This window comes from Kitasatospora sp. NPDC056651 (assembly GCF_042792155.1).
Taxonomy (GTDB): domain Bacteria; phylum Actinomycetota; class Actinomycetes; order Streptomycetales; family Streptomycetaceae; genus Kitasatospora.
Genome location: NZ_JBHTWX010000023.1, coordinates 1 through 25,173, shown reverse-complemented (window position 1 = coordinate 25,173; position 25,173 = coordinate 1). Strand labels below are relative to the sequence as shown.

The 25,173-nt window shown below is 72.1% G+C and carries 26 protein-coding genes and 1 pseudogene; 25 read left to right on the top strand and 2 right to left on the bottom strand.

The features are described 5' to 3' along the window. Positions 1-157: 157 nt before the first annotated feature. The 11 genes and pseudogenes from ACFRAR_RS12230 (at position 158) to ACFRAR_RS12180 (ending at position 9,406) form a co-directional block, all read left to right on the top strand. Positions 158-898 (top strand): hypothetical protein, encoded by a 741-nt coding sequence (locus ACFRAR_RS12230; RefSeq protein ID WP_380697531.1) that lies wholly within the window; start codon positions 158-160, stop codon positions 896-898. Positions 899-926: 28 nt separating this feature from the next. Beyond that, positions 927-1,424 carry a hypothetical protein gene (locus ACFRAR_RS12225; RefSeq protein WP_380697530.1) on the top strand — a complete coding sequence of 166 codons (498 nt, stop codon included), beginning with the start codon at positions 927-929 and terminating at the stop codon, positions 1,422-1,424. Positions 1,425-1,500: 76 nt separating this feature from the next. After that, on the top strand, positions 1,501-2,010 hold the full coding sequence (locus ACFRAR_RS12220; protein ID WP_380697528.1) for a hypothetical protein: 510 nt from the start codon (positions 1,501-1,503) through the stop codon (positions 2,008-2,010). Positions 2,011-2,089: 79 nt separating this feature from the next. Continuing rightward, positions 2,090-3,367: a hypothetical protein gene (locus ACFRAR_RS12215; protein ID WP_380697527.1), complete on the top strand. Its 1,278-nt coding sequence runs from the start codon at positions 2,090-2,092 to the stop codon at positions 3,365-3,367. A gap of 40 nt (positions 3,368-3,407) precedes the next feature. After that, positions 3,408-3,833, top strand: coding sequence for a hypothetical protein (locus tag ACFRAR_RS12210; RefSeq protein ID WP_380697525.1), 426 nt, complete (start codon positions 3,408-3,410; stop codon positions 3,831-3,833). Positions 3,834-3,933: 100 nt separating this feature from the next. After that, positions 3,934-5,725: pseudogene (locus ACFRAR_RS12205) on the top strand (type IV secretory system conjugative DNA transfer family protein). 193 nt (positions 5,726-5,918) lie between these two features. Continuing rightward, entirely contained in the window at positions 5,919-6,794 is an 876-nt protein-coding gene (locus tag ACFRAR_RS12200; RefSeq protein WP_380697595.1) for a hypothetical protein, read from the top strand. Next, positions 6,791-7,804, top strand: a complete 1,014-nt coding sequence (locus ACFRAR_RS12195; RefSeq protein ID WP_380697524.1) for a hypothetical protein — start codon at positions 6,791-6,793, stop codon at positions 7,802-7,804. Before ACFRAR_RS12200 ends, ACFRAR_RS12195 begins: the two co-directional genes overlap by 4 nt. Positions 7,805-7,830: 26 nt before the next feature. Beyond that, on the top strand, positions 7,831-8,064 hold the full coding sequence (locus tag ACFRAR_RS12190; RefSeq protein WP_380697522.1) for a hypothetical protein: 234 nt from the start codon (positions 7,831-7,833) through the stop codon (positions 8,062-8,064). Then, entirely contained in the window at positions 8,064-9,230 is a 1,167-nt protein-coding gene (locus ACFRAR_RS12185; protein ID WP_380697521.1) for a DnaB-like helicase N-terminal domain-containing protein, read from the top strand. Before ACFRAR_RS12190 ends, ACFRAR_RS12185 begins: the two co-directional genes overlap by 1 nt. A 26-nt stretch (positions 9,231-9,256) precedes the next feature. After that, on the top strand, positions 9,257-9,406 hold the full coding sequence (locus ACFRAR_RS12180; RefSeq protein WP_380697519.1) for a hypothetical protein: 150 nt from the start codon (positions 9,257-9,259) through the stop codon (positions 9,404-9,406). A gap of 645 nt (positions 9,407-10,051) precedes the next feature. Here ACFRAR_RS12180 and ACFRAR_RS12175 read toward each other — a convergent pair. Next, positions 10,052-15,019, bottom strand: a complete 4,968-nt coding sequence (locus tag ACFRAR_RS12175; protein WP_380697518.1) for a hypothetical protein — start codon at positions 15,017-15,019, stop codon at positions 10,052-10,054. 341 nt (positions 15,020-15,360) lie between these two features. Here ACFRAR_RS12175 and ACFRAR_RS12170 point away from each other — a divergent pair, with 341 nt between their 5' ends. From ACFRAR_RS12170 to ACFRAR_RS12125, 10 genes are all read left to right on the top strand, one after another. Beyond that, positions 15,361-15,636, top strand: coding sequence for a hypothetical protein (locus ACFRAR_RS12170; RefSeq protein ID WP_380697516.1), 276 nt, complete (start codon positions 15,361-15,363; stop codon positions 15,634-15,636). A gap of 158 nt (positions 15,637-15,794) precedes the next feature. Beyond that, positions 15,795-16,997: an MFS transporter gene (locus ACFRAR_RS12165; RefSeq protein ID WP_380697515.1), complete on the top strand. Its 1,203-nt coding sequence runs from the start codon at positions 15,795-15,797 to the stop codon at positions 16,995-16,997. Positions 16,998-17,026: 29 nt separating this feature from the next. Next, the gene (locus tag ACFRAR_RS12160) at positions 17,027-17,740 is read left to right on the top strand and encodes an HAD family hydrolase (RefSeq protein ID WP_380697513.1); all 714 of its coding nucleotides are present in this window, start codon (positions 17,027-17,029) and stop codon (positions 17,738-17,740) included. A gap of 139 nt (positions 17,741-17,879) precedes the next feature. After that, positions 17,880-18,470 carry a DUF4913 domain-containing protein gene (locus tag ACFRAR_RS12155; RefSeq protein WP_380697512.1) on the top strand — a complete coding sequence of 197 codons (591 nt, stop codon included), beginning with the start codon at positions 17,880-17,882 and terminating at the stop codon, positions 18,468-18,470. Beyond that, entirely contained in the window at positions 18,467-19,219 is a 753-nt protein-coding gene (locus tag ACFRAR_RS12150) for a glycosyl hydrolase (protein WP_380697511.1), read from the top strand. The genes ACFRAR_RS12155 and ACFRAR_RS12150 overlap by 4 nt, the downstream gene beginning before the upstream one ends. Next, positions 19,216-19,707 carry a type II toxin-antitoxin system RelE/ParE family toxin gene (locus ACFRAR_RS12145; protein WP_380697509.1) on the top strand — a complete coding sequence of 164 codons (492 nt, stop codon included), beginning with the start codon at positions 19,216-19,218 and terminating at the stop codon, positions 19,705-19,707. Before ACFRAR_RS12150 ends, ACFRAR_RS12145 begins: the two co-directional genes overlap by 4 nt. Further along, positions 19,707-20,339, top strand: a complete 633-nt coding sequence (locus ACFRAR_RS12140) for a hypothetical protein (RefSeq protein ID WP_380697508.1) — start codon at positions 19,707-19,709, stop codon at positions 20,337-20,339. The genes ACFRAR_RS12145 and ACFRAR_RS12140 overlap by 1 nt, the downstream gene beginning before the upstream one ends. Then, positions 20,336-21,175, top strand: coding sequence for a hypothetical protein (locus ACFRAR_RS12135; protein WP_380697506.1), 840 nt, complete (start codon positions 20,336-20,338; stop codon positions 21,173-21,175). The genes ACFRAR_RS12140 and ACFRAR_RS12135 overlap by 4 nt, the downstream gene beginning before the upstream one ends. 17 nt (positions 21,176-21,192) lie before the next feature. Further along, positions 21,193-22,002 (top strand): winged helix-turn-helix transcriptional regulator, encoded by an 810-nt coding sequence (locus tag ACFRAR_RS12130; RefSeq protein WP_380697505.1) that lies wholly within the window; start codon positions 21,193-21,195, stop codon positions 22,000-22,002. Positions 22,003-22,088: 86 nt separating this feature from the next. Beyond that, positions 22,089-22,571 carry a hypothetical protein gene (locus tag ACFRAR_RS12125; protein WP_380697503.1) on the top strand — a complete coding sequence of 161 codons (483 nt, stop codon included), beginning with the start codon at positions 22,089-22,091 and terminating at the stop codon, positions 22,569-22,571. A 6-nt stretch (positions 22,572-22,577) separates the two neighbouring features. Here the strand turns inward: ACFRAR_RS12125 and ACFRAR_RS12120 are convergent, their stop codons facing one another. Continuing rightward, positions 22,578-22,811: a hypothetical protein gene (locus ACFRAR_RS12120; protein ID WP_380697502.1), complete on the bottom strand. Its 234-nt coding sequence runs from the start codon at positions 22,809-22,811 to the stop codon at positions 22,578-22,580. On the opposite strand from ACFRAR_RS12120, the gene ACFRAR_RS12115 reads away from it, so the two are divergent. The 4 genes from ACFRAR_RS12115 to ACFRAR_RS12100 all read left to right on the top strand — a co-directional run bounded on the left by ACFRAR_RS12115 (position 22,810) and on the right by ACFRAR_RS12100 (position 25,159). After that, on the top strand, positions 22,810-23,436 hold the full coding sequence (locus tag ACFRAR_RS12115; protein WP_380697500.1) for a hypothetical protein: 627 nt from the start codon (positions 22,810-22,812) through the stop codon (positions 23,434-23,436). The genes ACFRAR_RS12120 and ACFRAR_RS12115 overlap by 2 nt on opposite strands. A gap of 320 nt (positions 23,437-23,756) precedes the next feature. Continuing rightward, complete coding sequence (locus ACFRAR_RS12110; RefSeq protein ID WP_380697499.1) at positions 23,757-23,969, top strand: hypothetical protein; 213 nt, start codon at positions 23,757-23,759, stop codon at positions 23,967-23,969. A gap of 531 nt (positions 23,970-24,500) precedes the next feature. Beyond that, on the top strand, positions 24,501-24,731 hold the full coding sequence (locus ACFRAR_RS12105; protein WP_380697497.1) for a MarR family transcriptional regulator: 231 nt from the start codon (positions 24,501-24,503) through the stop codon (positions 24,729-24,731). Between the two features lie 77 nt (positions 24,732-24,808). Continuing rightward, entirely contained in the window at positions 24,809-25,159 is a 351-nt protein-coding gene (locus ACFRAR_RS12100; protein ID WP_380697496.1) for a hypothetical protein, read from the top strand. The last annotated feature ends 14 nt before the right edge of the window (positions 25,160-25,173 follow it).

Sequence of the window (25,173 nt, the reverse complement as noted above, 5' to 3'; positions counted from 1 at the left end):
TCCGCCCTGCCTCGGAGGCCGGAGTGCCCCGGTCCTGCGCTCTACCAGCAGATTCCGGCCGGGCCAAACTCCCGGTTCTCCGCATCATCAGCTCCGCCGGAAGCCGTCCTCACGGCCCCGGCCACCCCAGCCCGTACCAGCGAAGCGGAGCCCCACCGTGCCTGCTGCCGAACCCATCCCGCTGCCCGACGTCGCCATCGGACACCACCCGACCCACGGCGTCGTCGCCTCCCTGCCCACCCAGTCGGCCGCTGCCGAGTGGATGCTGGAACGCCTCGACTTCCAGCGTCTGCCCGGCAACCCGAAGCTCTTCACGCTCACCGACCAGCACCGCGAAGCCCCCGAGCGCGCCGCCTGGGCCACCAAGCTGCTCACCGGCGCCGGCTACCAGGTCGACACCGACATGGCCCTGTCCGCGGGGAACACCGACCGGCAGCACCGGGTGCAAGCGCGGCAGGCGCACGCCGCTCCGGACGTTGCCAAGCCACAGCGTGCCCCCGCGCCGGGCACCGGTCCGGACGTCGCCATCGCCGAGCACCCGAGCCTGGGCATCGTCGCCGCCGTCAACGACGACCTGCCCTTCAACCCGGGCATATTCCTGGAGACCGATGGCTGGCGCCTTCACCGGGACCTGGACGTCTACCTGCCCCCGGCCGGCACCCGGGCCGAGACGCTCGACGCGGTGGCCCGCACCACGGTCGGGCTGCAGCGCGGCCACTTCCAGGTGGCCATGCTTCCCGGCCTCGCCGAGGAGGTCTCCGCCCGGCGCACCCCGGCCCAGCAGGCGTTCACCACGCACAAGTTCCGCGTCAACGAGGCCGCACTCAAGGCACCCGCCCCCGTGAGCCCGCCGCCGGCGGCGGTCGACCCGCGCATCGCGTTCGCCCGCGCCCGCTGACCACCCCCACCCCGAAGGAGCAGAGCGCATGGCCGTGAAGAAGGTCTGGCAGATCACCCACTCGTGCGGGCATGAGGCCGAACGCGACCTCGGCGACCGTCCGGCCGACCGCCGGGCCGGCTTCGCCGAGTGGCTGGCCAAGCAGGAGTGCACCGACTGCTGGCGCGCGGCGAAGGCCGGTGACGAGGCCGAGAAGTCGGCGTGGCTGGAGGCCAAGCGCGCCGCCGAGCAGGCCGAGTCGGACAACTGGTCCAGGCAGTACCGGATGCCGCCGCTGGAGGGCACCGAGAAGGGCATCGCCTGGGGCGTCCGGTGTCGCCACCAGGTCCTCGCCGCCGCGTACAACGCGCTCGTCCTCGACGCCGGCATGGCGGAACCCGAGTGGGAGCTGATCGAGGACCAGGCCCGCACGATCACCCGCGCCGGCTGGTGGATCGACCAGCGCGCCTGCGAACCCGGCGACCTGCCCGAGCTGCTGGAGGCGGCCGTGGACACCGACCGGCCGACCGAGAATCCCTTCGTCTGACCTGCCGGCGCCTTCCCCCGACGCAGCGCACCTCACCAACGCCCGCCCCCTTCACCACAATCCGAGAGCCCCCGCGATGTCCTCCTCCCCGCTGTCCTGCACCGTGCGGCGCACCGAGAGCACCACCGATCTGCTCGCCGTGCTGAACGGCGCCGATCCCGGTTTCGAGTCCTACCTGCTGGCGTCGTGGTCGCCCGGCCCGCCCGACCAGGAGGACATCGTCCTGCCGGACCTGGCGGCGCTACTGGACGAGCCGCTGGCGCTGCGCAAGCCGCGCACCGGCCACACCCCGTCCCGACTCCTGACCTGGCACTGCTCGATCCGCAGCAACGGCCGGGCCGCGCTCACCGACGACCAGTGGTTCGAACTGACGTGGAAGGTGCTCGACGCCACCGGCATCGAACCGGACGACGACCCCGACGCCTGCCGATGGGTGGCCCTGCGCAACACCGGCGACCGGCTCGACCTCGTCGCCACCGTCATCCGCCAGGACGGCCGCTGGGCCCGGCTGCACAACGACCAGCACTGGGCGCGTTTCGCCTGCGAGGACTTCGCCCGTGACCACGGGCTCACTGCTCGGCGCTGACGCTCACGGAAGCACGCGGCCGACCGCAGCTCCCAGCCTGGCCACCGGGGCCCGCCACCACCGTCCGAGAGGGGACGCCGTGATCGCCCGCCTGCAGCGCGCCGCCACCACGACCGCGCTGATCCCCGCCCTCTACGGCCCGGACGACCCCCGCCACCGACTGCGTCCGAGGCTGATCGGCGCCGAGTACCGGGGCGCCGACAATCAGCTGCCCCTGGTCGGCGACCCTCAGGAGGTCCTGGGCGGCGACGTGCTGGACGCCCCCGCCCAGCGGATCGGCGCCCGCGCACCGGAGCGGCCGGTGTGGCTGTGCTCGGTGCGCTCCGACCCCCGGCACCCGGACCTGAGCGACACCCAGTGGGCCGACGTCGCCCGGCGCCTGGTCACCGCCGCCGGGCTTGCCCCCTCCGGCGACCCGAACGGCTGCCGGTGGGCCGCGATCCGCACCTTCGACCACTCGGTGCACATCGTCGCCACCGTCGTGCGGGAGGACGGCCGCATCCACAGCACCTACCGCGACGCCTTCCACGTGCAGGCCGAGTGCAACCGCATCGCCGCCGAACTCGGCCACCTACCCCGGAGCGTCCCCTCCGTCACCACCGCCAAGGACTACCGGATGCCCGCCCCGTACATCACCATCGGCACCGAACCGAGCGGCAGTGTCGTCGCCAAGGGCTCCAGCGACGACCTGTCGGCCACCCTGCTGCGCCACGCCGGGTTCAAGCAGATCCAGGACTGGCACGGGCGCCGGCACCGGCTGCCCACCACCACGACCCGTGCCGACCGAATCGCCGTCGCCACGCACGCCGCCGAGATGCTGCGTGCCGCCCGCTACAACGTCGACCTCGACCCCAGGCTCGACAGCGGTCTCCTGGCCACCCCCACCGATCCGCAGGGTCTCAAGGTCGCAGGTCGGCAGGTCCTGGAGCTGGCCGACCAGATCCGCGGCGCCTCCAGCGCCGCCGACGCCGCCATGGCACTGGGCCAACTCCTCGACCCCGACGACGGCGTCCTCACCCGGCTGCGGGAAGCACTGGAAGCGGCGGCCGAACAGGTCGCCGGCCTGGCCCCCGACAAGTACGGGCTGTCCGGCCGCCTCTCCTCCGGCGCCGAACTGATCAGCACCGCCGAGGCCGAACTCGCTGACACCCTCAGCGACCTGCGGACCCTCGGCGCTGCGCCCGCACAGCCGGGACCGGGCCACCCGGTACAGCCGCCCGATCTCCTCCGCACCCGCGCCGCGCTCGCCCGCAGCGCTACCGCCCCGGCACCCAAATCCACCGGCCCACTCGCTGCCCCCACCCGGGTGCCGTCCGTACCGGCCGCATCGGCGGGGCCCGCCGGCCGAGCCCGCTGAAACCGCCTGCCCAACAGACCGACCCGAAGGAAACACGATCATGCGCACCCTGGCCGACGCGTTCGGCACCGACGTCGAGATCGTCCGCCGCTCCGACGCGGTGGTCCGGGCCTACTGCCGCACCGACGCCCCGGAACAGATCCACGACGTCCTGCGCCAGTGCGGCTTCACCGCCTCCGACTCGCACGGCTCCTGCTGCTACCACCTGCCCCCGGACATTCCCGGCGCTGACCAGCCCGCTGCGGCCTCCACGGCAGCCGCCATGCTGGACGACGCCGGGTACCTGGTCGGAATCGACCCTCACCTGGTCGTCGGGTACGTCGGCCAGAACTGCATCGTCCAGGCCGAGGAGCAGCGGCTCGCCGCCACCCGCCGCACCTTCCCCTCCGCCACCGCCAAGGCGGCCCCCGTCCAGGTCGGCACGCCCGCAGCGGCGCTGGTCCGGCCTGCCGCCCGCACCCGCTGAAACGTTCCGCCAGTCCCGCCTCCTGAGGAGAGCACCATGATCCGTACGAGAGCCGAGCGCGCCCCGCCCGCCGCCCGCTCGCACCCTCCTGGACGCCCTCTTGCCCACCCCGCGCACCGGCGCGCCGTCGACCACCTCCGGCTCGGACGCGCTCCTCTATCTCCTGTTCGCCGTAGTCGGCGCCGCCCTCGCCTTCGGCTCCCTCGCCTGGCTGACTGGCAACCTCACCAACTACCTCGTCGGGTCCGGTGATTGGGCTCCGTTCCACGCCACCGAAGCCCTCCTCCACCCCGAGCGGCTGTGGCCCCACCTCGACCCGGCCGCCGTCCTGGTCGGCGCCCGCATCGTCCCCGGCGTCCTCACCCTCGCGGCTACCGGCACCGTCCTGGTGCTGTGGCTGCGCCACCGCTCGGGTGCCAGGAGCGGTCTGGCCCGCAAGGCGGACATAGCGCCGCTCCTGGACGCGGAGATCACCAAGAAGGCCCGCAGCCTGCGCCCGAGCCTGAACGACCGGGAGTGTAAAAGAGGTCGAGCCGGCCGACCGGGGCATCCTGATCGGCACCCTCTCCCCGGGCAATGCCGAGGTCCGCGCGAGCTGGGAGGACGTGATGGTCGCCATCATGGCGCCCCGCTCCGGCAAGACCAGCGGCATCGCGATCCCCGCGATCCTCGCCGCCCCCGGACCGGTGTTGCTGACCAGCAACAAGGCCGCGAACGACGCCTTCACCGCCTGCACCGACGCCCGCGCGAAGGTCGGCACGGTCTGGACGCTCGACCCGCAGCAGATCGCGCACCACCCGCGCGAGATGTGGTGGGACGTCCTCGCGGACGCCCGCGACCTCGCCGGCGCCAAGCGCCTGGCCGGGCACTTCGTCACGGCGAGCGTGGACGAGTCGAGCGGCTCCGACTTCTGGTCGACCGCGGCGAGCAACACGTTGGGCGCGCTCTTCCTGGCCGCCGCCAGCCACCGCCGCCCGATCACCGACGTGCTGGCCTGGCTCGCCTCCCCCTCCGACCGCACCCCCGTCGACCTGCTCACCGACGCCGGCCACCACGCCGTCGCCGCCCAGCTCCAGGGCACCGTTACCGGCGCCACGGAGACCAGGGATGGGATTTTTGAAACGGCGAGGCAGTACGCGAGCTGCCTGCTGGACCCGGAGATCGCCGCGTGGGTCACCCCCACCAAGGGCCTGCCGGAGTTCAAGCCGTTCGACTTCGCCTCCAGTCGGGACACCCTGTTCCTGCTCAGCAAGGACGGCGGTGGCTCCGCCTCGGCAATCATCGCGGCGGCGGCCGACGCGGTGATGCGCGCGGCCGTCATCGTCGCCGAACGATCCGGCGGCCGGCTCGACCCGCCCGCGCTGTGCGTCCTCGACGAGGCCGCGAACGTGTGCAAGATCAGCGACTTGCCGGACCTCTACTCCCACCTCGGCAGCCGGGGCGTCATCCCGATCACCATTCTGCAGTCCTACCGCCAGGGCCAGCGCTGCTGGGGCGAGGCCGGCATGGACGCCCTCTGGTCCGCAGCCACCGTCAAGGTCATCGGCAGCGGCATCGACGACGCCGACTTCGCGGACAAGCTGTCGAGGCAGATAGGCGAGCACGACGTGCAGACCGTCTCCGTGTCCGACTCCGGCAGCGGCAAGTCGACTTCGGTGTCGATGCGCACCGAGCGCATCCTGCCGCCGGACGAGATCCGCGCGCTCCCCAAGGGCAAGATCCTGCTCTTCGCGACCGGCATGAAGGTGGCGATGCTCGACCTCAAGCCCTGGTACAAGGAGCGCTCCGCCAAGGAGATCGGCCCGGCCTCCTCCCGCGCCACCAAGGCCATCACCGAACGCGCCCTCGCCAAGGGCAGCGCCGCCCCCGACGACCTCGCCCTCTCGGCCTGACCCACCCCCACCCCGGCGGCGCCGACCGGAAGCCCGATTCCCCGGGCGGCGCCGCCCTCCAACCACTTCCCCCGCTCCGATCCGCCCGGGTGCGCCACCTCCACCCGCCCACGCCAAGGACACCTCCGTGACCACAACGACCGCTCCCGCCCTGCGAGTTCTCTCACTCGGCGCCGGAGTGCAAAGCAGTGCGCTGCTGCTCCTGGCCGCCGAGGGTCACCTACCCGGCCTCGATGCCGCGATCTTCGCCGACACCGGCTGGGAGCCGCGCGCCGTCTACGAGCACCTCGACCGGATCGAGCGGGAGGTCGCCGAGCCCGCCGGCATCCCGGTCCTGCGGGTCTCCTCCGGCAACATCCGCGACGACGCCCTCGACCCCGGCAAGCGCTTCGCGTCGATGCCGCTGCACATCCTCAACCCCCAAGGCACCGAGGGGCTTTCACGTCGCCAGTGCACGGGCCAGTACAAGATCCGGCCCATCAAGGAGCAGGTCCGCTCCCTGCTCGGCCACCCGCACCCGCAGCGAGTGCCGGCCGGGGTGTTCGTGGAGCAGTGGATCGGCATCTCCACGGATGAGTTCCACCGGGCGAAGGACGCCGATGTCGCCTACATGAAGAATCGTTTCCCTCTGATCGAGGAGGGGTTCTCGCGCGCGGACTGCCTGCGGCTGCTGCGCTCGCGCGGTTTCGAGTCCACGCCGAAGTCAAGCTGCCTGGGGTGCCCGTTCCACGGCAACGCCCAGTGGCGGGCCCTGCGCGACGGCTCGCCCGAGGAGTGGCAGGACGTCGTCGCGTTCGACCGCGCCATCCGCAAGGGCAACGCGCGGGCGACCGCCGAGGGCACCCCGCTGCTGGGGCAGGCGTACCTGCACCGCAGCCGCCGACCCCTGGACGAGGCGCCGATCGACCGGGTCACCGCGCACGAGTGGGCGGGCCGTCAGACCGACGTCTTCGACGCGCTCGCGGACGCCGAACTGGAGGCCGGCGACGCGGACGGCTGCTCGCCCTGGGCCTGCCGCGCCGGCCAGCCGGTCAGTGTCGGCCACGACTCCTTCGGGCTGGCGGCATGAGCGTCTGGAACACCCCCGCCGCCGACCGCGTCGCCGCGCTGCGCGAGCAGGCAGAGCGCTCCGGCGAACCGTCCGCCGCGCTCTCCGACCTCGAACTGCTCAACTCCGCGTACGAGTCGGTGCTGCGCGAGCAGATCGACACCCGCGACCGCTACATGTCGTTGCTGACCTCCCTGCGCAAGCACGACGAGCAGGTTCGTACGGCAGCCGTCGCCTCCTTCAAGGGCCATGCCGATCGCTTCGCCCAGGACGCGGTACGCCAGCACATGCGGCCCTTCCATGAACTCCTCTACCGGGTCGAGAAGTTGCCGGACCGCCCTGGCGTGCAGCAGTTGGAGGACCTGCGCTCGGTCGGGGTGCGGGTGGCCCACCAACTACGGGACGCGGGCCCGGCCGAGAACCTCATCGACCCGGACGGCGCCCGCGCCACCCTTCGGTCCGTGCACAACGTCGTCGGCGTGCTGGAGGGGCGGCCGGGTCTGGAGGGCGCCGAGGTACTGGGCCTGGTCAAGGACGTGCTCGCCGGTGAGCCGCCCAGTGCCGTTTTCGACGTGGCCGACCACGCCGGACCCCGGCCCGAGGTCCCGGTGGCCGCGCCGTCGTTCGCCGGCCCCGGCTGGAGCGACCTGGGGCGCCTGTGGGCCTTCCAGGACGCTGATTCCGGTGCCCATGTGAAGGCGTACCCGATGGGCAACGAGGACTGGTACCTGGACCTGTGGTCCGCGCAGGGCCAGTTGCTCGCCTTCGGCTCCGCGACCGCCGACGAGGTCGGCGCCCTCGCCCCTGCTCTCACGGCCGCCGCCAGCACGTGGTCCCGGGACCGCAGCGAGTACGGCTGGCGCCGCTTCGCCGACACCGTCCAGGCCGTGCGCGAGACACCGGACCAGGCCCGGGTCCGGGCCGCCACCTCCTCCTCCCCCTCCCGCACCGCAGGTCGGACCGCGTCGCCGCTGGTCCTGCCCGGTGCCGGAGCGGCGGCAGGCCCGGCCGCAGCCCGCCGCAGCCGCTGACCCGATCGACTCCCCGGAAGGTCTTCATGTCCGACACCAACTCGCCTGCCGCCCACCGCCATCCCGCTCCGCTGACCGGGGCGCCGGTCGTCCGCCGGGGCGGCCAGTGGTGGCTGATCACCAGCGAAGGCTCGATCCTGGCCACCGACCCGACGTTCACCGGTGAGCTGGACCGCTTCGCCGCCGCGAAGGCCGCCGCCGACCTCGCGGTGGCCCAGCTCCGCGCCGACAGCGGCGCGCGTCGCCGCCGGAGCCGGTGATGGACCCGCTGCTCACCGGCGAGCAGGCCGTCCTCGGAGCGGTTCTGCTCGACCCCCGCCAGCTCGGCGGCCTCGACTGGCTGGAGCCGCGCGACTTCTACCGGCCCGGCCACCAGTCGCTGTTCGCCGCGCTGCGCAAGCTCCGGGACGAGGACCACCCGGCCCTCGGCACGGAGGGCACGGTGCCGGTGGCGTGGCTGACCGACACCCTCGCCGAGGCCGGCCAGCAGGTGCGCGGCCTCACTGCCTCCTACCTGCACACCCTCGTCGCGGCCTGCCCGCGCCCCGCCCACGCGCCGCTGTACGGGCGGATGGTGCTGGAGGGGTCGATCCACCGCACCGTCGCGGAGCACGCCGACCGCCTGCTCGCCGTCGCCCGGGAGGACGCCGGGCAGCACGAGGTCCGCGGCACCGCTGCCCAGGCCGACGTGCTCACGGGCGTCCTGGACGACCTCGCCAAGCGCTGGGGAACCCGCCCCCTGGCCACCGCCCCAAGGACGCCTTCTCTCCCTGTCGCCGGACAGCCGCCCGCGGCGGCCCAGGCGGAGGACGAGCAGTTCCTGCTGTCCCTGCTCGTCCACCAGAACGGCGCGATCGGCGAGGTCTTCGACTGGCTGCGCCCCCAGGACTTCGCCCATCCCGGCCACGGCCAGCTCTACCGCTGCCTTGGGGCGCTCCACCACCGCGGCGAGCCGATCGACCCGGTCACCACGCTGTGGGAGGTCCAGCGGCGCGGCCTGCTCGCCAAAGGCACGATCACTGAGGAGCAGCTCGCGCCGGTGTTGCGCGACGGGGCGGCGGGTTCGGCCGAGTGGCTGGGCGAGCAGCTCCTGCGTTCCTCCCTCACCCGCACCGCCGCCGGCGCCGCGCAGCAGATCGCCGCCCATGCCGACGACCGGCGCCTCGCCCCCGGGCAGCTGATCGGCCACGCGCTGCACGCCCTCGGCCCGCTGGACGAGGTACGAGCCCGCTGGCGCACCGCCACCTCACCTCCCGCACCGCCCCCGGCTGGCGCCGACCAGGCTGCCCGCGTCCAGGCCGCACTCGCCCGAAGCCCCACCCTGCCGGGCACCCCCGCGAGCCCGCCGCCGAACCACGCCCCGTTGCCCCCGTCGGGCCCGCGCCAGGTCCACGAGCACACTAGCTCCCACCGGAGCCCCGTATGAAAACCTCCGTCAGCGAATCCCTTGCCATGCAGTCTCTGGCCGCTCGCCTGGAGGCGCAGGAGGCGCAGGAGGCGAGCTTGCCCTCCTCGACCCAGCTGCCGAACCGGCTCACGGACGCCGCCCTGGCGAGCCGGAGCCTCACCGAACTCGGCCACCTGATCGCCGAGATGGGTTAGGCCATCCACGCTCGGGTAGCCGCCGATCACGTGCTGCGCATGGCCCGGACCGGCGGCGAGGTCGTCGACCGTCTGGGCCAGGCGGCCGCGGCTCTCGGGGCGGTCACCGACAAGCTGGCCACGATCGCCCACATCGCCCGGCCGCTGGCGCCCACAGCCGCGCGCTCGCGGTGGACCGACCCCCATCCCTTCCGCCACGGGAGCCCGCCGTCATGGACTTCGTCCCCGGCCAGCATGGGCGTGAGCAGCTGCACACTCTCGCCGATGCCGCCCGGCATCTGGGCGCCTGAACTCGACCACTCGCCTGCCCGCCCCCGAAGCGGCCTCCGACCTCCTGGCTGCCCTCGCGGGCATTCAGCAGTACGCCCTCTCCTGCACCGACGACGTCGGCGACACCAGCGATCTGGACGCCGATCAGGCCCACACCTACCAGCACGCCGTGCTCGGCGACGCCCTGGTCGCACCGGTGATCGCACACGCGATCACCGGTGCCTCTTCCGCGCTCATCGCCACCGGCCACAAGGTCACCCGGACCCGCCCGGTGCACCTCGCGACCGAGGGCGACGTCTCCACCCGCTCCCGCTCAGCCGACAGGAGCTTACTTATATCGGAAAAACGCCTGACGCCGACCTTTCAGAACAAGCTTCAGGCCTCCAGCTCTCGCTGGATCTGGATCGCGTCCGTGGAGCCCTTCGCTGCCAGATCATCCAGCAGCATTCGCAGGGCTTGCCGGTGGGCTTCAAGGCCTTCAGGCCGCTCCAGAAGTACGACGCGCAGCCAGATCGTGACGTACCGGCTGTCTCGCAAGATCCGGCCCGTATCGTCGCCGAGCATTCGCAGGACCAGTCCGACGCCTTCCGGGCTGATCGCGTGGCTGAAGCGTGAGAGACACTCAATCAGCCGGTCGCACAGGCTCGGGCTCGGAGCGAAAGCATCCATCCAACGCACGAGACCCTGAACCCAGAGTTTCAGCGGCCACTTGGCAGCCTCCGGGCGTTCCGGCAAGAGCGCCTTGTCGAGTCCCGCCTCGTCGCGCCAGGACAACCGTTCTGCGCCGGGGTCTTCGGCCTGCCGGGCCCCGGGAAGCAAACGGTCCAAGACCGTGGACCACACAGTGAACAGTCGCTGGCTTTGCTCCGGGGAGATGGCTCGTTCTGCCATGGCGGCCAACAGGCCGGTCAACTGCTCCGGCACTGCGGCGAACCCGCCCAAATACCGCCCGAGCATCGCATCATCACCGGCCAAAACCTCAGCCGCAGCCCAAGCGTCCATTTCGCGCCGCCACGCACCCGAGCCGTGGTGGCGGCGAGCCCACTCCGTCGGCCAGGCCCGCACGTCATGCTCCATGAGCACCATCAGCGTGGTGCGTGCTCCATCCCCGTGCTTGCAGTCGCACGCGGCCGCTGCCTTCAAACCTGGCAGTGCATCCGCGGCCGTGGAGAGGTCGAACAGGACGCCTGGTTGCTCGAGCGCGGTGGCCAGCGGCTCCGACAGTCGTACTTGCGGCCGCTCTTGTCCGTTCCACGGTCCGAGACCTGCGGCCGACAACCATTCGCGGTAGACCGTCATGGCGGCAGCGTGGTGGGCCTGTCGCGGGTCGCTGTCGTCGCAACCCGTGGTCCATACAGCTGCCAGACCACTTGTCAGGCGCTCTCGCACCTCGCGCGACTCGCTACCCGCCAAGCGTTCCAGAGCCGTGATCACGTCTGCGCGTGAGGCACCGCCGGCAGCCAGTAGATCACCGTGGATGAGGATCACGGGCAGTGCGATGGCCGCTGATCGATCGGCGCCCACGTCCCAGAGCGTGTCCCGACCGGACCCGTAACTGTACGGCTCCGGCCTGGTCTCGATCCCGATCTCCATGAGGATCCGGGTGGCTTCTGGGAGCACCTGCCTCGCGTCCTGCTCGCCAAGGGCCGCCTGCGCTACGACCGCTGCTGCGACGATCGCCTGCACGTCATCTACGGTGTGGACCGATCTGGCACCAGGCGTGGCCGCGATTGACCTCTGGAGATCCTGCACCTGGGTGTACAGCTGCGCCGCCCGCGCTTCTGTCGCTTCCCCGTCGCGGATCTTCATGGCGGCGTGCACCGCGTTGGTCAGTGCCAGGCTGAGCATGGCTGCCCGACCGCCGCGGTGTTCCAGTTGTTGCTGCACGTCCGCCGGCACGTCGACGGACACCTCGATCACGCCGGGCCGCTCGACGGACGGAGTGCCTCGGTATGCCTCGATGTCAAGGAAGAGCGCCCGCCGTCGTGGTACCGACAGTGCCGGGTCGTCACTGGGTGGGTTTCCCAATGCCTCGCGTGATGCCGTCAGAAGCCGCTCAGCCACAGCCTTGAGCGCCTGCCTGCGCTCGGCAGTGCCAGCGAGGACGAGCTGCATGGCAACTCGGTCCGGTCCTTGTCGCAGGGCCTCTTGGTCCTCGAACCTGTGGAAGAGGCCCTGCCCACCGGCTGTCCTTCCGATCTCCAAATCCCACACCTCGGGAAGCTCTAGGAACCCATCGAGGATGGGCCCGGCCGCCGCCACGTCAGGGATCAGCAAGGAGTAGGCCACCGCCGGGAACGCCACGCTCTTGCCTGCGCCCAGGACCTCATCCAGGACATCCTCCAAGGGCCTGGTCGCAAACTGCTCCTTGGCCCACGCGCGCAGGGCCATCAACGCTGAGATCGCAGGGTAGGCGCCGTTCCCGGAACCTTGATACCACCCCCACGCCGTAGCGGGGCCGCTGTACGTGACGGCCCCTTCCCAGTGCGGCAGGCGTAGCGGCGACCGGACTGGTCGCGGCGGCCAGTCGAATGACTCCTCGACCCGCAGTCGTGCATCCGTGGCGGCGTCCACGACGGCCCCGACGAGGCGCAGGCCGTGCTTGGGCGAGCGGTTCAAGAGCGCTGCGAACGGCCCCCGGCCCGGACCCGCCAGTCCGAAGCCCAGGCGGCGTGAAGTGCGGTGGGAGTGATCCCGCACACCGTCCTCGCCCTCGTATCCGGACAGCTCCGTACGGCGCCGTCCCGGATCACGGCTCGGTCGCGGCGGCCGCCGCCCGGGTACATTCGGATCGAGCGTGAGGGGAAGATCCAGATAGTAGCTACCGGCGACCTGGAGCAGGAGATCCGGATTGTCCCGTGCCAGCACGGCCAGCACCTCCGGATCCTCGGCCACTACGTCCAGGTCGTGCCCACGGGCACGCTCCAGCAGGGCGCGGCCCTCCGCCGAGAGGTGCCCGCCGAGTAGTCCCACCACCGCCAGGGCCCACTCGTGCCGGTCGCCGTACGAGTCCTCGGCCGCCCAGGTGGCAACAGCAATGCTCAGGACAGCGGGATCCGGGATGAACGTGCTCGCACGATGTCCGTTGATCTCCACACTCACGAGCCAGCGTCGAATCAGCTGGGTGGCAACAATAGTGAGCCGTCCGGGAAGATGGTCCGAGAGCCTGCTCAGGAGCGTCACCACTGGGGCGGCCAGAACGTCGTCGATCTCAAGCCCGGTACCGTCCGGCTCGTACCGAGACGTAGTGGCGTAGCGGCCGGTCACGTCGATGAGCCTGGCCAGACCTGCACCGTCGTTGGCCAGCAGATCCATCGTCAGGACCGCCAGTACCCCGTCCGGGCTGCCCATCGAGATCAGCGCCTCGAACGGCACATCTTCCCATCGGCTCCCGTCACGGGCTGAGAGATCCCGGCAGAGGTTCTGGGCGTGCGCCCACACCTGGCGGACTACGCCGGCGTCGCCTGCCGCCTCGGCGAGGTTGCGCTGCAGAGCGAGCCTCACCGCCCGGATGAGCGAGCGCGGGGCGGTGGCGGCAGCCAACAGTTCGCCGCCGTCCTCGTCGCCCAACCGCATGGCCGTGGCGTAGTCGGCCAGGACGTCGTGGGCGAAGCGGTACGTCGAACGCTGACGCCGGAAGACATCGTCGCTGACGAGGCCGCCCACAGCGGTCCCGTCCACGCCGGTCAGACGGCTGCTGCCGCTGCCCGCGATGACCGCTTCGGCAAGCGCGTTCCAGGCGACGTCACGGTCATGAGCCGTACCCTGTCCTGGCAAGAGGCCTTCGCTTCGCCGCACGACCTTCTCGTGCATCACCGCGATGATGTCTTCCTCACCCAGTGCCTCGCCCTCACCCGGTGCGGCCTGTGAGCGGACCATGAGGTCGACGAGATACGGTCGGCGCAGCAACCGCTTGCCCCGCGGGTGACGCGTCAGTGGCGCCAAGGCAGGGAAGGCCCCGCTGACCTCGTCGACTTCGGGGTCGGAGAGCTCATCCAGCTCGACGTGAGCCCTGAGTCGGCCTCCGAGCCGCTGGGTCAGGGGCCCGGTCGCGTCCGCCCGGCACGTGATCACGACCGTCCAGGGCGGTGAACTGGCCCCGTTCGTCGGTGCCGCCTCGAGCAGGGACTCCAGCAGCCGTCCCGCATCGGTGAGTGCGTGCTCAGCCCCATCGATGAACATCATCCGCAGGCCGGTCGTCGGCGCCGCAGCAAGCACGGTGCCGAGATGGGAGATGCCTAGTTCCTGCTGGATGGTGGCCAGGGTGTCGCCGCTCCGGGTCGTCAGGCTAATGACGACAACCGTGGCCTCGTCGTCAAGTCCCTGGACCATGCGCCGGACCAGGACCGACTTCCCAACACCGGCCGCTCCAGACACGAGCACGATGCCGCCGTCGTTGATGGCCCCGGCCAGGGTCTGGGCCGCCGTCTTTCGCTCCAGACGCAGCGTTCCGCCCATCTGGTTCGCCGTACGGGCCAGCTCCTGGCGGGAAGCATCGAGGACCCGCCCCAACTCCCCCTTGTGCCGCGGATCCGCCGTCAGGGGTATGCCGCGCGCGAGGAGCGCTGCGCGAACCATCGGGGCATCGATCACGCCGGCGCTCGGGCCCCACTCCTCGGCCATCGTGCGCAAGATGGCAAACACCTGGTACGCGGAGGGGCCCCCGGCAGGCAGGAGCGTCGCAAGCCGGCTCGTGGCCTCCAGTACGTCTCGTCCCTCGCTATCAACCTCGAAGATCCACACGCGGAGGTACTTCAGGAACCGGTACGTCAGCTCATCGAGGTCGCCGCCCTGAACGGTCACCCCACGGGCAGCCGACTCCTGCGCGACAGCACCACGTACGTGGTCGAATCGCGCTCGGACGCTCTCATCGATGGCACCGGGCACCATGACGCCCAGGAACGTCTCGTGGGTGGAGTGTGCGCGGGCGAGCTGTGCCAGTCGCTTGAGCTGAGTCAGCGGGCCACGGGGTTCAGACGCCCCGAACCCCATGTGAAGGAGGCCGCTCGCCAACGCTTCTGGTTGCTTCTCCATGACTTCGAGGCACTGCGTCAGAGCGTCGGTGAAGGCACCGTCGGACTTGGTCGGAGATGCCTTTCGCTTGATCTGGAAGTCGATCCCGACCTCGCCCGAATCGGAGCGCGATCGGACGACGAGGTCGTCGAGCGTGTTGCCGGCAACACGTCGCTGCAGGCCGATGGAGGTTGGCGCGCCCAGGAGGCCGGGAAACAGGTCACCGGTGAGGAGGCGTGTCAGAGCTACCGCACCGAGCGTGTACTCCTCAATAGTTCCGGCTCCACCAGTAGCCTCTGGTGAAACCTGGTGCTGCGGCAGTTCAGTCACGGCTTGCAGTTCCTCCTCTTCGTCACACCCACGGGACAAGCTCAAGCAACTCGACGGCGTCCGTGCCGGCAACGGCAACGGCCCAGCCTCAGGCATCGTGCCGCGAGAATTGCTCGCGTTCCCTCGTAGACGGTTCATGACGGCAGACGATGTGACCGCCATCTTCCCGCCAACGCGATAGCACGCAAAACCGTGTGCTGGAATCATCTCCGAGCCTCGCACCACCACGAAGGCGCCGTGCTCAGCGGTGACCGTCTCCCTTTGGCAGTCGTCGGGCCCCAGGACGATCAGCCCCAGCTCGCCATGGCAAACGCTCGGGCACTCGTCGGCCCCGTGTTCTGATGCGCCCAGCGCGCCGGTACACCTCAGCAGTCACCCGGTGGGAGACGCACACCCGCCCGGCGCCGGCACCCATCGACGAGGGCGGGCGGCTGCGCGCGGAGTTCGTCGAGTGGATGCAAGGGCTTCCTGCTGGCTGGGTGACCACCACCCCAGGACTCGGCCGCCCGGCCCAGATCACCGCCCTCGGCAACGGCCTCTTCCCCCAACAAGCTGCCAAGGCAATGAAGTTGCTCGCCCCAGCCTTCGCCCGCTGCCTGCACTGCCGTACCGGCTGAGGGGCTTCTACCTCCCTTTCCCGGCCGTACCAAATCCCGGAATCCGCGGACTCTTCTCCCCGCAGCCGCACCGACCCGAGGGGGCTGTCATGCCTGCGCATGCCCCGGTCCGGCGCGCCCGCGCGCCGCCGGGCCTTACGACCGAAGGACCTCCTCCCTTGAGCACCACCACCGCCTGCGGCCCTGCCCAGGACAGCGGATACCGCGCTGTCCTGGGCTCGCCGCACGTCGCCCGCCTGCTGGGCGGCACCCTGATCGGCCGCCTGCCTACCGGCATGGCGCCGATCGCGATCCTGCTGCTGGTACGCGCCGAGCACAGCCCGCTCGCCCTCGCCGGAACCCTCGTCGCCCTGTACAGCCTCGCCTCCGCGCTCGGGCAGCCACTGCTCGGGCGCCTGGTCGACCGCCACGGCCAGACCCGGGTCCTCATCACCGCCACGGCCACTGCGAGCTCGGCCTTCCTGCTGCTGCCGTGCACCGGCCCGGCACGCCACCCGGTGCTCGCCGCGCTCACCGTGCTGGTGGCGGGGCTGGCGACGCCGCCACTGGAGGCCGGACTCCGGGCGCTGTGGCCGGTGCTGCTGCCCGACGCCGAGTGCCAGCGCACCGCGCTCTCGCTGGACTCCTCCAGCCAGGGGCTGGTGTTCGTCGCCGGGCCCCTGCTGGCCACCGGCTTCGCGGCCGGTATCGGAGCGACCACCGCGCTGGTGGCGACCGCGGCGCTCGGGCTGCTCGGCGCCGGCCTGGTCGTCACCGCCCGTCCCTCCCGCGCATGGACGCCGGTGGAGTTCACCGAGGCGGTGCACTGGACGGGTCCGCTGCGCGTGCCGGGTCTTCGGGTGCTGTTCGCCGCGCTGATCGGCACCGGCGTCGCGCTCGGCGCCGTCAACGTCCTGGCGCTGTCCGCCGCCGAGCGCCACCACGCCGGGTGGCTGGCCGGGGTGATGCCGGCCGCGCTGTCCATCGGCAGCATGCTCGGCGGCCTCGCCTACGGCCGACGCGCCTGGCCCGGCGCCCCCGCCAAGCACCTCGTCGCCGCCTCGATCGGCTTCGCCGCCGGATGGCTGCCGCTGCTGCCCGACCCCGCGCCAGCCGTCGCCGTCCTGGGCGCCGTGCTGCCGGGCACCTTCCTCGCGCCGCTGCTGACCGCCGCGTCCCTCACCGTCGACCGCCTCGCTCCGCAGGGAGAGAGCACGGAGGCGTTCGCCTGGCTGATCGCCTGCATCGGTGTCGGCCAGGCCGCCGGCACCGCCCTGGCCTCCCTCACCACCTCCCCGCTGCTCGTCGCCGCCGTCCCGCTCGCCGGGGCCGCCTTCGCCCTGTGGCTGCTGCACCGCTTCAACGACCGCCTCTCCGTCTGACCACCACGCTCATTCCGAAGGACACCGCCGTGAACACCGCCCTCTTCGCCGCCGCGACTCCCGCCACCCGCATGCACGTGGTCTGGGACTGGAACGGAACGGTCAAGGACGACCTCGACGACCACGTCTCCGCGCTGAACGCGACCCTGCCCGCCCTCGGCGGCAAGGCGGTCGACCGGGAGACCTACCGGGCCAAGCACACCGTGCCGATCCCGAACTTCTACGCCCGCCTGCTCGGCCGCACGATCACCGAACAGGAGTGGATCTCCAGCGACAACGCCTTCCTGGAGCAGCTGCGCGCCCAGCCGGTGAAGGTGCGCGAAGGCGCCGTCGAGCTGATGACGGCCCTGCGCGAGGCCAGCCACACCCAGTCGCTGCTGTCCCTGTGCCCGCACGACACCCTGGTCGGCGAGGTCGAGCAGGCCGGCATCGGGCACTTCTTCACCCGGTTCGAGGGCCGCACCGGCCCCTCCGGCGGCACCAAGGCCGCACCGCTCACAGCCCACCTCGAAGCCCTCGGCCTCACCGAGGACGCGCACCGGGTGCTGCTGGTCGGCGACGCCGTCGACGACGCAGACGCCGCCCACGCCAACGGCGCGTATGCCGTGCTGCACACCGGCGGGCTGCACCACCCCGCCAAGCTCGCCGCCTCCGGCCACCCCCTCACCGAAACCCTCGCCGACGCCGTCGCCCTGGGCCTGCGCCTCATCCAGGACCACGGCAATCAACTGGCCTGCGCCTAGCACGAATCAGCGGCCTGACCAAGCCGCCGATCCTGCGGATTCTGTCCCTCACAACCACGCTTCACCGGAGCCCCGCCATGACCCGAAGAACGCCTTCCGGCCTCGCCCTCCCCGTCCGTACGAACCCCCTGGATGTGCCATGTCCGAGTCCGTCCCGGCTCCGGGCTCCTCCGAGCCCGAGCCGATCCGCATCGCCGACGAGGACCTCGACGACCTCGTCAGCGCCCTGACCCGCACGATGGCCGAGGTCCGCCAGCACGGCGTGATCCTCGACCGCCTCGGCTCCGAGGCCGACGACGAGAAGGGGTCCGGCCCGGCCGGGCCGGACCCCTTGGCCGGGGACGAACCCGGCTCCGCCCCACCGCTGTTCATCCTCGCCATGGGCAGCGCGCAGTACGCCGCCGAGCTGGCCGAGCTCTCGTTCTGGGTCACCCACATCCTGCTGCCCGTCTACGGCCGGGAGATCGGCTCCACCCGCCCCTGGTGCGCGAAGTGGCACGAGCACCCCGAGGCCGTCGCCCGCCTCCACGCGCTGTGGCTCGCCTGGCAGCAGCTGACCGCCGCCGAGGCCGGCCAGAGCGGTCCCTCGACCTGGCACCGCGACCACCTCGACCACGCCATCGCCCAGCTCCGCGCACCGGACGGCCCGTTCGCGGCGTGCGCCACGAGCCCGTCCCGGCCCGCCCACCGTGTCCTGTCCACCCCCGACCAGCTGGGACTCGCCGCATGAGCGCCGGCCTCGACTTCGACCTCGGCGGCCTGTCGCCCGCCGACGACCGCTCCGGCATCCTGCGGGACATCGCCGGGGAAAGCGACCTCGACCTGCTGACGCGGCACGACGTCGGCGATCGCAGCTACCTGATCGCCTTCGACAACGGCGCTGCGTGGGGCCCGGGACGGAGCCTGCCGGACCTGTTCACGTTCGACGTCCGGCGCGACCAGGCCCAGGGCACCTTCGCGCTGGACGGCGCCGCGCACGCCAACGTGGCGTTCGCCCAGAAGTGGCTCGCCGAGCGCGGCTGCCCGCCCCGGGCGATGACCGTGGACGGCGACCTCGTCGGCGCCGACGAACTCACCTACCGGATCGAGGACCAGATCCACCGTGCGGGCGAGCGCTACGAGCTGATCGGCCTCACGGCCGCCCGTGAGAGTCCGGGCGAGGCGTGGACCATGGTGGTGGACAGGGACGCCGCCGACCTGCCCGTCCGGCTCTTCATCGAGCACTCCGACGCGGAGCAGAACACCTACACCGTCCGCGAGGGCGCCTTCCCCGACCGTGCCGGCGCCGAGGCGTGGCTGGCCGACCGGAACACCCCGCTGCCCGAGCCTCCTGAGTACCGGCAGGACGCCGACGCCCTGCGCACCCGCGCCGCGCTCGCCCGCAGCGCCGCCCCGACCGCTCCCGGCGTCGCCGAGATCGTGGCCGCCGCACCCGCAGCAGCCGCCCTCGCGCAGCCCGATCGGGGGCGCTCGCTGTGAGCCGCGCCAAGTTCGCCTTCTCCGCCCACCCGGACGCGATCTCCGACCTGCGCCGGCTCCCCGACGCCGTCCGCGACCAGGCGCTACTGCACCTGCAGGACCTCGTCCACGGCGAGCGGGTCGCCAAGCGCCTCGAAGGCCGGCTGGAGGGCTGCCACAAGGTCTACCTCGGCGTCGGCGACCAGTTCGCGAGCCACCGCCTGGTCGTGCAGTTCCGTGACGCCCCGCCCGCCTCCCAGCACCGGCGCGAGGTCCACCTCGTCGCCGCCGGCCCCCGGCTCGACTACCAGGTGTACCGCTCCGCCCAGAACCGCCTGGGCCGTACTGGGCTCAACGTGTCGACCGGCCTCGGCCCGGCCGAGGAAGCCCGCGTGCGAGCCGCCCGCGCCCAGTCCGTCCGCCCCGTACAGGCCGGCAGCACTGGCCCCGCCTACACCACCGCTTCCCCCGGCTTCGCCCCCAGCGCCGCCGCCCGAAGGGCCCGATGATGACCACCGCCACCCCCACGCACACCGACCTCGCCGTCTGGCTCGTCGAAGCCGCCGAGGCCGTCTCCGGCATCGCCACGGCCCAGCCCCCCGCCTCACCCTCGCGCTCCCACCTACACCCCGTCCTCGGGCCGCTCACCGCCGGGCCGAAGGCGATCAACGCGCTCGCCGACCGGCTGGAGAACCTGCTGGAAGCACGTCTGCCGGCCACCCCCGCCTCCCTGTTCACCCTCGCCTCCTACGTCTCCGCCCTGGGCTGGCTGACCGAGTCGCTCGCCGACCTCACCCAGGCCGTCGACGCCCTGGTCGCCGAAGCCGACCACCCGGCCGACGACGACGGCGCTTCCGACGTCGACCTGTCGGCCTTCGCACCGCAGGACCGGGAGGCCATCGCCGCTCTCGCCGCCGAGGCCGCCCTGCCGCCCGGCCTCTACCTCCAGCTCCTGGACCGGGCCCTGCTCGCCCGCGCGGAGTTCACGGAAGCGTGCGCGGAGATCATCGGCGCGCTGACCGAGGACGCCCACCGCCTCCTGGACGAGTCGGTCAGCGCGGTGCGCCTCGACGGAGAGGGCCCCGACAGCCTGCCCACCCTGGTCCGCTCCCTCCTCACCCGGATGGAGGAGGTCCGGTGAACCCGCACGACCCGCACACCCGCCCCGGAGCCCACCTCGTCTACGAGCGGCTCGGTGCCAGCGATGCCCAGGACCTCGCCGGTCAACACCCGTACCAAAGCCCGCTGGCCCACCTCGCCTCGGTGGTCGCCTCGTGCGCCCGGGACGTCGACCGGCTCCACCAGGACCTCACCGAGCAGGCGAAGACGGTGATCGAGCGCCTGCAGCCGATCGCCCGTGGCGACCACGCGAGCATGCGCGGCGTCAACGGCATCATCCAGTCCGCGGGGCTCCAGGTCGAGTTGCTCACCGCCCGCAGGGGAGCGGCCTACGGGCAGCTCGACAAGGTCCTCGGTGCCTACGAGCGCGGCGCCGAGACCGAGCGGCCGACCGCCGCGCCGCAGGTCCGTCGCGACTCCGCGCACACCAACGGCGCCACGGCCCCGGCCAACCGGCAAGCACGACCCGCCACCACCGTATGGGACGACGAACAGGGCCTCGCCCGGACGGCGTTGCGGCAGATGGAGCACGGGGACCTGTGGCTGCGCGAGAGCGTGCACGGCGACAAGCACGTCATCTGGGGCTCCGGACTCGGCGCCCCGATCGAGGCCGAGACGGTCGAGCGGCTGATCGGCGCCGGCCTTGTCGCCGTCAACACCAACACCTCCGCCTCCCGGATGGGACACATGCTCTCGCTCACCCCCGAGGGCGTAGCCGCCGGCGCCGCCGCCCGCACGGAGCGGCTGCGCCAGGTCGCCGCCCTCTACCGCACCATCACCCCCACTGCGGCCGGTCCCGCCCAGGCAGTGCCCTCGCCAGGAGCGGCCCAGCCCTCCGTCTCCACCCGTACCTGTTGAGCAAGGAACTCCCGGCCATGTCCGCCCAGACCACTCCCATGAGCACCGCCGACGCGCAGCGTGTCGAGGCCGTCCTGCACCGGATCGCGCCGAAGTGGACCACCCACGTCGTCCATACGGTCGCCAAGTACGGCCCGGAGATGCGGGTTGCCGACGTCGCCCAGCACCTCACCGCGCTGTCCCCGTCGTACGTCAGCAAGAGGCTGGCGTCGATGTCCGAGGCCGGCCTGGTGACCCGAGACGGCACGTTCGACCGTGCGGCGCCCTACCGGCTCTCGTCCTCCGCCCGCACGCTCGGCCCGACCTACCGCACACTTGCCGAGTGGTCCTCCGACCACATCGACCACACCCCGCAGGGCCGGTACGACCGGATCGAGGACGCCCTGCAGCGCCTGCAGCTCGTCGGCACCACCGAGACGGTCCGCCTGTTCGCGGAGCACGGGAGCGTGCGCCTGCCCCAGCTAGCCGAACGCCTCGGCGCCTCCGAGCAGTTCGCCGCGACCCGGCTGAACCGCATGCAGGCGGACGGCCTCGTCGCCCGCACCGGTGACCGACACGGCGCCCCGTACGTCCTCACCGACGCCGGGCAGGCCCTCGGCCCCGTCTACACCGCCATCCAGCAGTGGGACAGCCGACACAGCACCGCCGTGACCCCTGCGGTTCCGGCCGCCGAGCGCACCCTCAACTCCCCCGCGCAGTCCACGCGGACCGCTGCGGCACTGCGGCGCAGCGCCGCCCCTTCCTCCCTGTTCAGCCACCCCCCGGTGCCTCCGACGCGTGTCCCCGCCGCCGTCACGGCGGCCTCCCACCCCTCGCGCGGCCGGTGACCTCCGTGACCTGTTGGACCGGACCGGCACCCGTGTCGGCCGCCCGCACCGTCCGCTGACGCCCCGCCATCACACCGGAGAGCACCGTGACCGACGCCACCGCCCTCGACTGCGCGGACGCGATGATCGAGAAAGCCTGGGGGCGGCCGATCGCCGATCTGGAGAAGTCCGCATCCCGCCTGACCGCCGTGGACCCGATGCTGCGCTCGGCCATGCACCACCGGGCCCACCTCGTCGTCGTGTCCAACTCCATCGCCGTGCACCAGGATCGGCTCCACGCCCTTACCCGGCCCGGCCATGTTCCCGCCTTCTACGACCTCGACCGGATCACCGCCTCGGCGAACTCGCTGCGTGCGGCCTACGCCGAGAGCAACACGGCCGTCCAGATGATCCGCCACGTTGTCGACGCCCGCGAGCACGCGCTCAACGCCGAAGGCGGCCGGAACGCCGAACGAGTCCGGGCCGCCACCGCCCGCACCTCACAGGCGTATCGCCCCCTCGGGCCGTCTGTCGACCGGCCAACTCCACCAGCCGCCGCCCCGGCCCCGCTGGTGGTGAACCGGCGGTAGCGCCGGTCAGTCCGCTGCCCTGTCGTGGTGGGTGCCAGGGTCGGTACCCACCACGCGGGCCAGTTCCTCCAGGGTCAGCTCCACCCGCCGGCCGTCCGCCAGCCGCTCCTCGACCATCACGGTCTGCCCGTGCTCGGCCCGGCCCGTGGCGACGGCCCACTGGCCCTCGGCGATCATCGCGACGTCGCCCATCGTCCACGCCCGGCCCGCGCTGCGGATCTTGCGCTCCAGCGCCGCCATGTCCCGGCCTCTGTTCGGCACCAACGCCTTCGTCCCCCTCCGACCCTGTACGGCTCCGCGCCGCAACCTCGGTTCAGCACCCCGCACCCCTGATCCATTCCCGTCCGGTTCGCCCACGGCAGAGCACCGGTCCCGAAAAAAGGACTGCCAACTTCGGGACGCTGCATGTCAAAGTATCGGTGTCGCCGAAAACCGCAGGCCAGCGAAGGGACACGCCGCGAACACCCAGCACGTCGCCCTGCACCCGCTCATCGTCACCGCCACCACCGAACACCGCGCCGCCCGCCGCGTCCTCGCCAGCCCGACCCTGCGGGTCGTCCGCGCGGACGAGGTCCGCCCCGGCGACCTGATCGTCTCCGCCTTCGCACTCGCCGCCCCAGGGCGCCTGCGCCGCACGGACTACTTCGCCTGCGGCCCCTACCCGGCCGACCCCGGACCGTACGACCTCACGTGCGGATGCGGCGTCTGCGGCCTGCCCGAGGTCGAGGGCCCGCACGGGACCGTGGTCCTCACCCGGGACTTCCCCTGGGAGTGCTGCGACCCGTGGCCCGCCGACGAACCCGTCCTCGTCCATCCCCGAGACGCCTTGCCCACCCCGACGATTCCGCCCACCGAGAGGGTCTGAATAACCGTCCACCGCGCCCCGCTGACCAACCACCACGCCGACCATAGCCTCTGCCCACCCGAGCACAAGCACACCAGCTCCGGCAAGCCGCTCCACCCCGACTGCCCCGGGCGCTCCTACTCCCAGGCCGTCTGCACCTGCGGCGACTGAGAGTTCAAAGGCACCAGCAAGGGCTACGTCGACGAGTCCCGCAAGCGGCACCTCGCCACCCACCCCAAGCCCCACCCGAAGGGCCCGGCCGTCCTGCGCGACCGGCTCCGCCTCGACCTCCCGTGACCGCCGCCCATACCCACCACCGCCTCTCTACTCGGAGACCCGCAATGCCCCAGTACCTGACCGTCGCCCACCTGATCGCCCAGCTCCAGACCGTCGACCCGAACCTGCGTGTCCGTCTCGCCGTCAACCCGGACTGGGCCTTCGCCCACTACATCGGCACGGACGTCGTCGTCCACGACGGCATCGCCTACCTCGCCGAAGACGGCCAGGACAGCTACCTGCCCTCCGCCGTCCGCGACGAACTCGCCTGGGCCTGAACCACCGCCCGCCCGAAGGAGACCCACATCCCGACCACCCACCGCCGCACCCGCACGCAGCCGCTCGACCGGCTCGCACTGCACCCCGTACCCCACTGGGCGAGCGGAGCGCTCGTCCGCCGCGTTCCCACCGACCCCGGCCAACCGATCGAGGTCCTCTGGCTCCCGGCCACCACCACGAGACTCCCCTTCGGCCGCATCCTGCTGCGGTGGGAGAAGGCCCCCGAAGCGGGCTGGGACGTCATCGCCCGCCTCGGCCTCGCCACCGCCGACGTCCACCTCGCCACCTGGCCCGCTGCCAGCGACGACTGGCCCCGCCTGGTGCGCCCCACCCTGGACGAGGTCACCGGCCTGTGCTCCGCCCTCGCCGTCGCCACCGCCGCCCTCGAACTCGCCAACCGCCTCGTCGACTCCTGAACAGCACCGCACAAGGCCGCCCCGCGCTGACCAGCCGGGGCGGCCTCGCCGTACACCCACCCGACCGGCGGCGCGTACGCTCATCACCGGAACACCGAGGATTAGGACACGCACATGGCCGACGACCAGCAGCTCTGGGGCTACGCCGAGGTCGCCGCGCACCTGGGCATCAGCGTCGGCGCCGCCCGCAACCGCAAGAACAGGGGCACCCTGCCCGATCCCGACGACACCAGCGTCCCGGACCGCCCCCGCTGGAAGCCGTCCACCTTCCAGGACTGGACGCCCCCTGGCCAGGGCCGCCGCAGCGACCTGCACGGCAAGCCCTCCGAGCCCGCGTCCGGCTGACCCGCGCCACTCGCCACTCGCCACTCGCCACTCGCCACTCGCCACTCGCCACCGAGCATGAAGGGGAGTACCTGCCGATGCCCGACCGCCTGGTCCGCGGCCCCGTCGCGCTGACCGCCTGGTACTCCACCGCTGTGATCGGCGCCGCAACCGCGATCAGTGCTGCGGTGACCGGCGCCCACGGGGTGTGCGCCGCAGGGCTGTTCGCCCTCTGGGGTGGCACGCTGGCGGCCTACCGAACCATCCGCACCGCCGAGAACCGGACCGACCGCACCGTCCTCGACCACCTGCAGCGTAGGCCCGGCCTTAGCCCTGAGGAACTCGCCGCCGACCTCCGCCTGCGCCCGGCCGCCGTCCGGCTCAGCCTTCACCGACTGGCCACTGCCCGCAGACTCCCCCCGACAGCACCTCCCGATTCGGGACGCTGACCAAAGCGCGAAGG

Coding starts and splice junctions, on each gene's coding strand:
- ACFRAR_RS12225 (WP_380697530.1), top strand. CDS start 927: ATGGCCGTGAAGAAGGTCTGGCAGATCACCCACTCGTGCGGGCATGAG.
- ACFRAR_RS12220 (WP_380697528.1), top strand. CDS start 1,501: ATGTCCTCCTCCCCGCTGTCCTGCACCGTGCGGCGCACCGAGAGCACC.
- ACFRAR_RS12210 (WP_380697525.1), top strand. CDS start 3,408: ATGCGCACCCTGGCCGACGCGTTCGGCACCGACGTCGAGATCGTCCGC.
- ACFRAR_RS12195 (WP_380697524.1), top strand. CDS start 6,791: ATGAGCGTCTGGAACACCCCCGCCGCCGACCGCGTCGCCGCGCTGCGC.
- ACFRAR_RS12190 (WP_380697522.1), top strand. CDS start 7,831: ATGTCCGACACCAACTCGCCTGCCGCCCACCGCCATCCCGCTCCGCTG.
- ACFRAR_RS12185 (WP_380697521.1), top strand. CDS start 8,064: ATGGACCCGCTGCTCACCGGCGAGCAGGCCGTCCTCGGAGCGGTTCTG.
- ACFRAR_RS12180 (WP_380697519.1), top strand. CDS start 9,257: ATGCAGTCTCTGGCCGCTCGCCTGGAGGCGCAGGAGGCGCAGGAGGCG.
- ACFRAR_RS12170 (WP_380697516.1), top strand. CDS start 15,361: ATGCGCCCAGCGCGCCGGTACACCTCAGCAGTCACCCGGTGGGAGACG.
- ACFRAR_RS12155 (WP_380697512.1), top strand. CDS start 17,880: ATGTCCGAGTCCGTCCCGGCTCCGGGCTCCTCCGAGCCCGAGCCGATC.
- ACFRAR_RS12150 (WP_380697511.1), top strand. CDS start 18,467: ATGAGCGCCGGCCTCGACTTCGACCTCGGCGGCCTGTCGCCCGCCGAC.
- ACFRAR_RS12140 (WP_380697508.1), top strand. CDS start 19,707: ATGACCACCGCCACCCCCACGCACACCGACCTCGCCGTCTGGCTCGTC.
- ACFRAR_RS12130 (WP_380697505.1), top strand. CDS start 21,193: ATGTCCGCCCAGACCACTCCCATGAGCACCGCCGACGCGCAGCGTGTC.
- ACFRAR_RS12115 (WP_380697500.1), top strand. CDS start 22,810: ATGTCCCGGCCTCTGTTCGGCACCAACGCCTTCGTCCCCCTCCGACCC.
- ACFRAR_RS12120 (WP_380697502.1), bottom strand. CDS start 22,811: ATGGCGGCGCTGGAGCGCAAGATCCGCAGCGCGGGCCGGGCGTGGACG.
- ACFRAR_RS12110 (WP_380697499.1), top strand. CDS start 23,757: ATGCCCCAGTACCTGACCGTCGCCCACCTGATCGCCCAGCTCCAGACC.
- ACFRAR_RS12105 (WP_380697497.1), top strand. CDS start 24,501: ATGGCCGACGACCAGCAGCTCTGGGGCTACGCCGAGGTCGCCGCGCAC.
- ACFRAR_RS12100 (WP_380697496.1), top strand. CDS start 24,809: ATGCCCGACCGCCTGGTCCGCGGCCCCGTCGCGCTGACCGCCTGGTAC.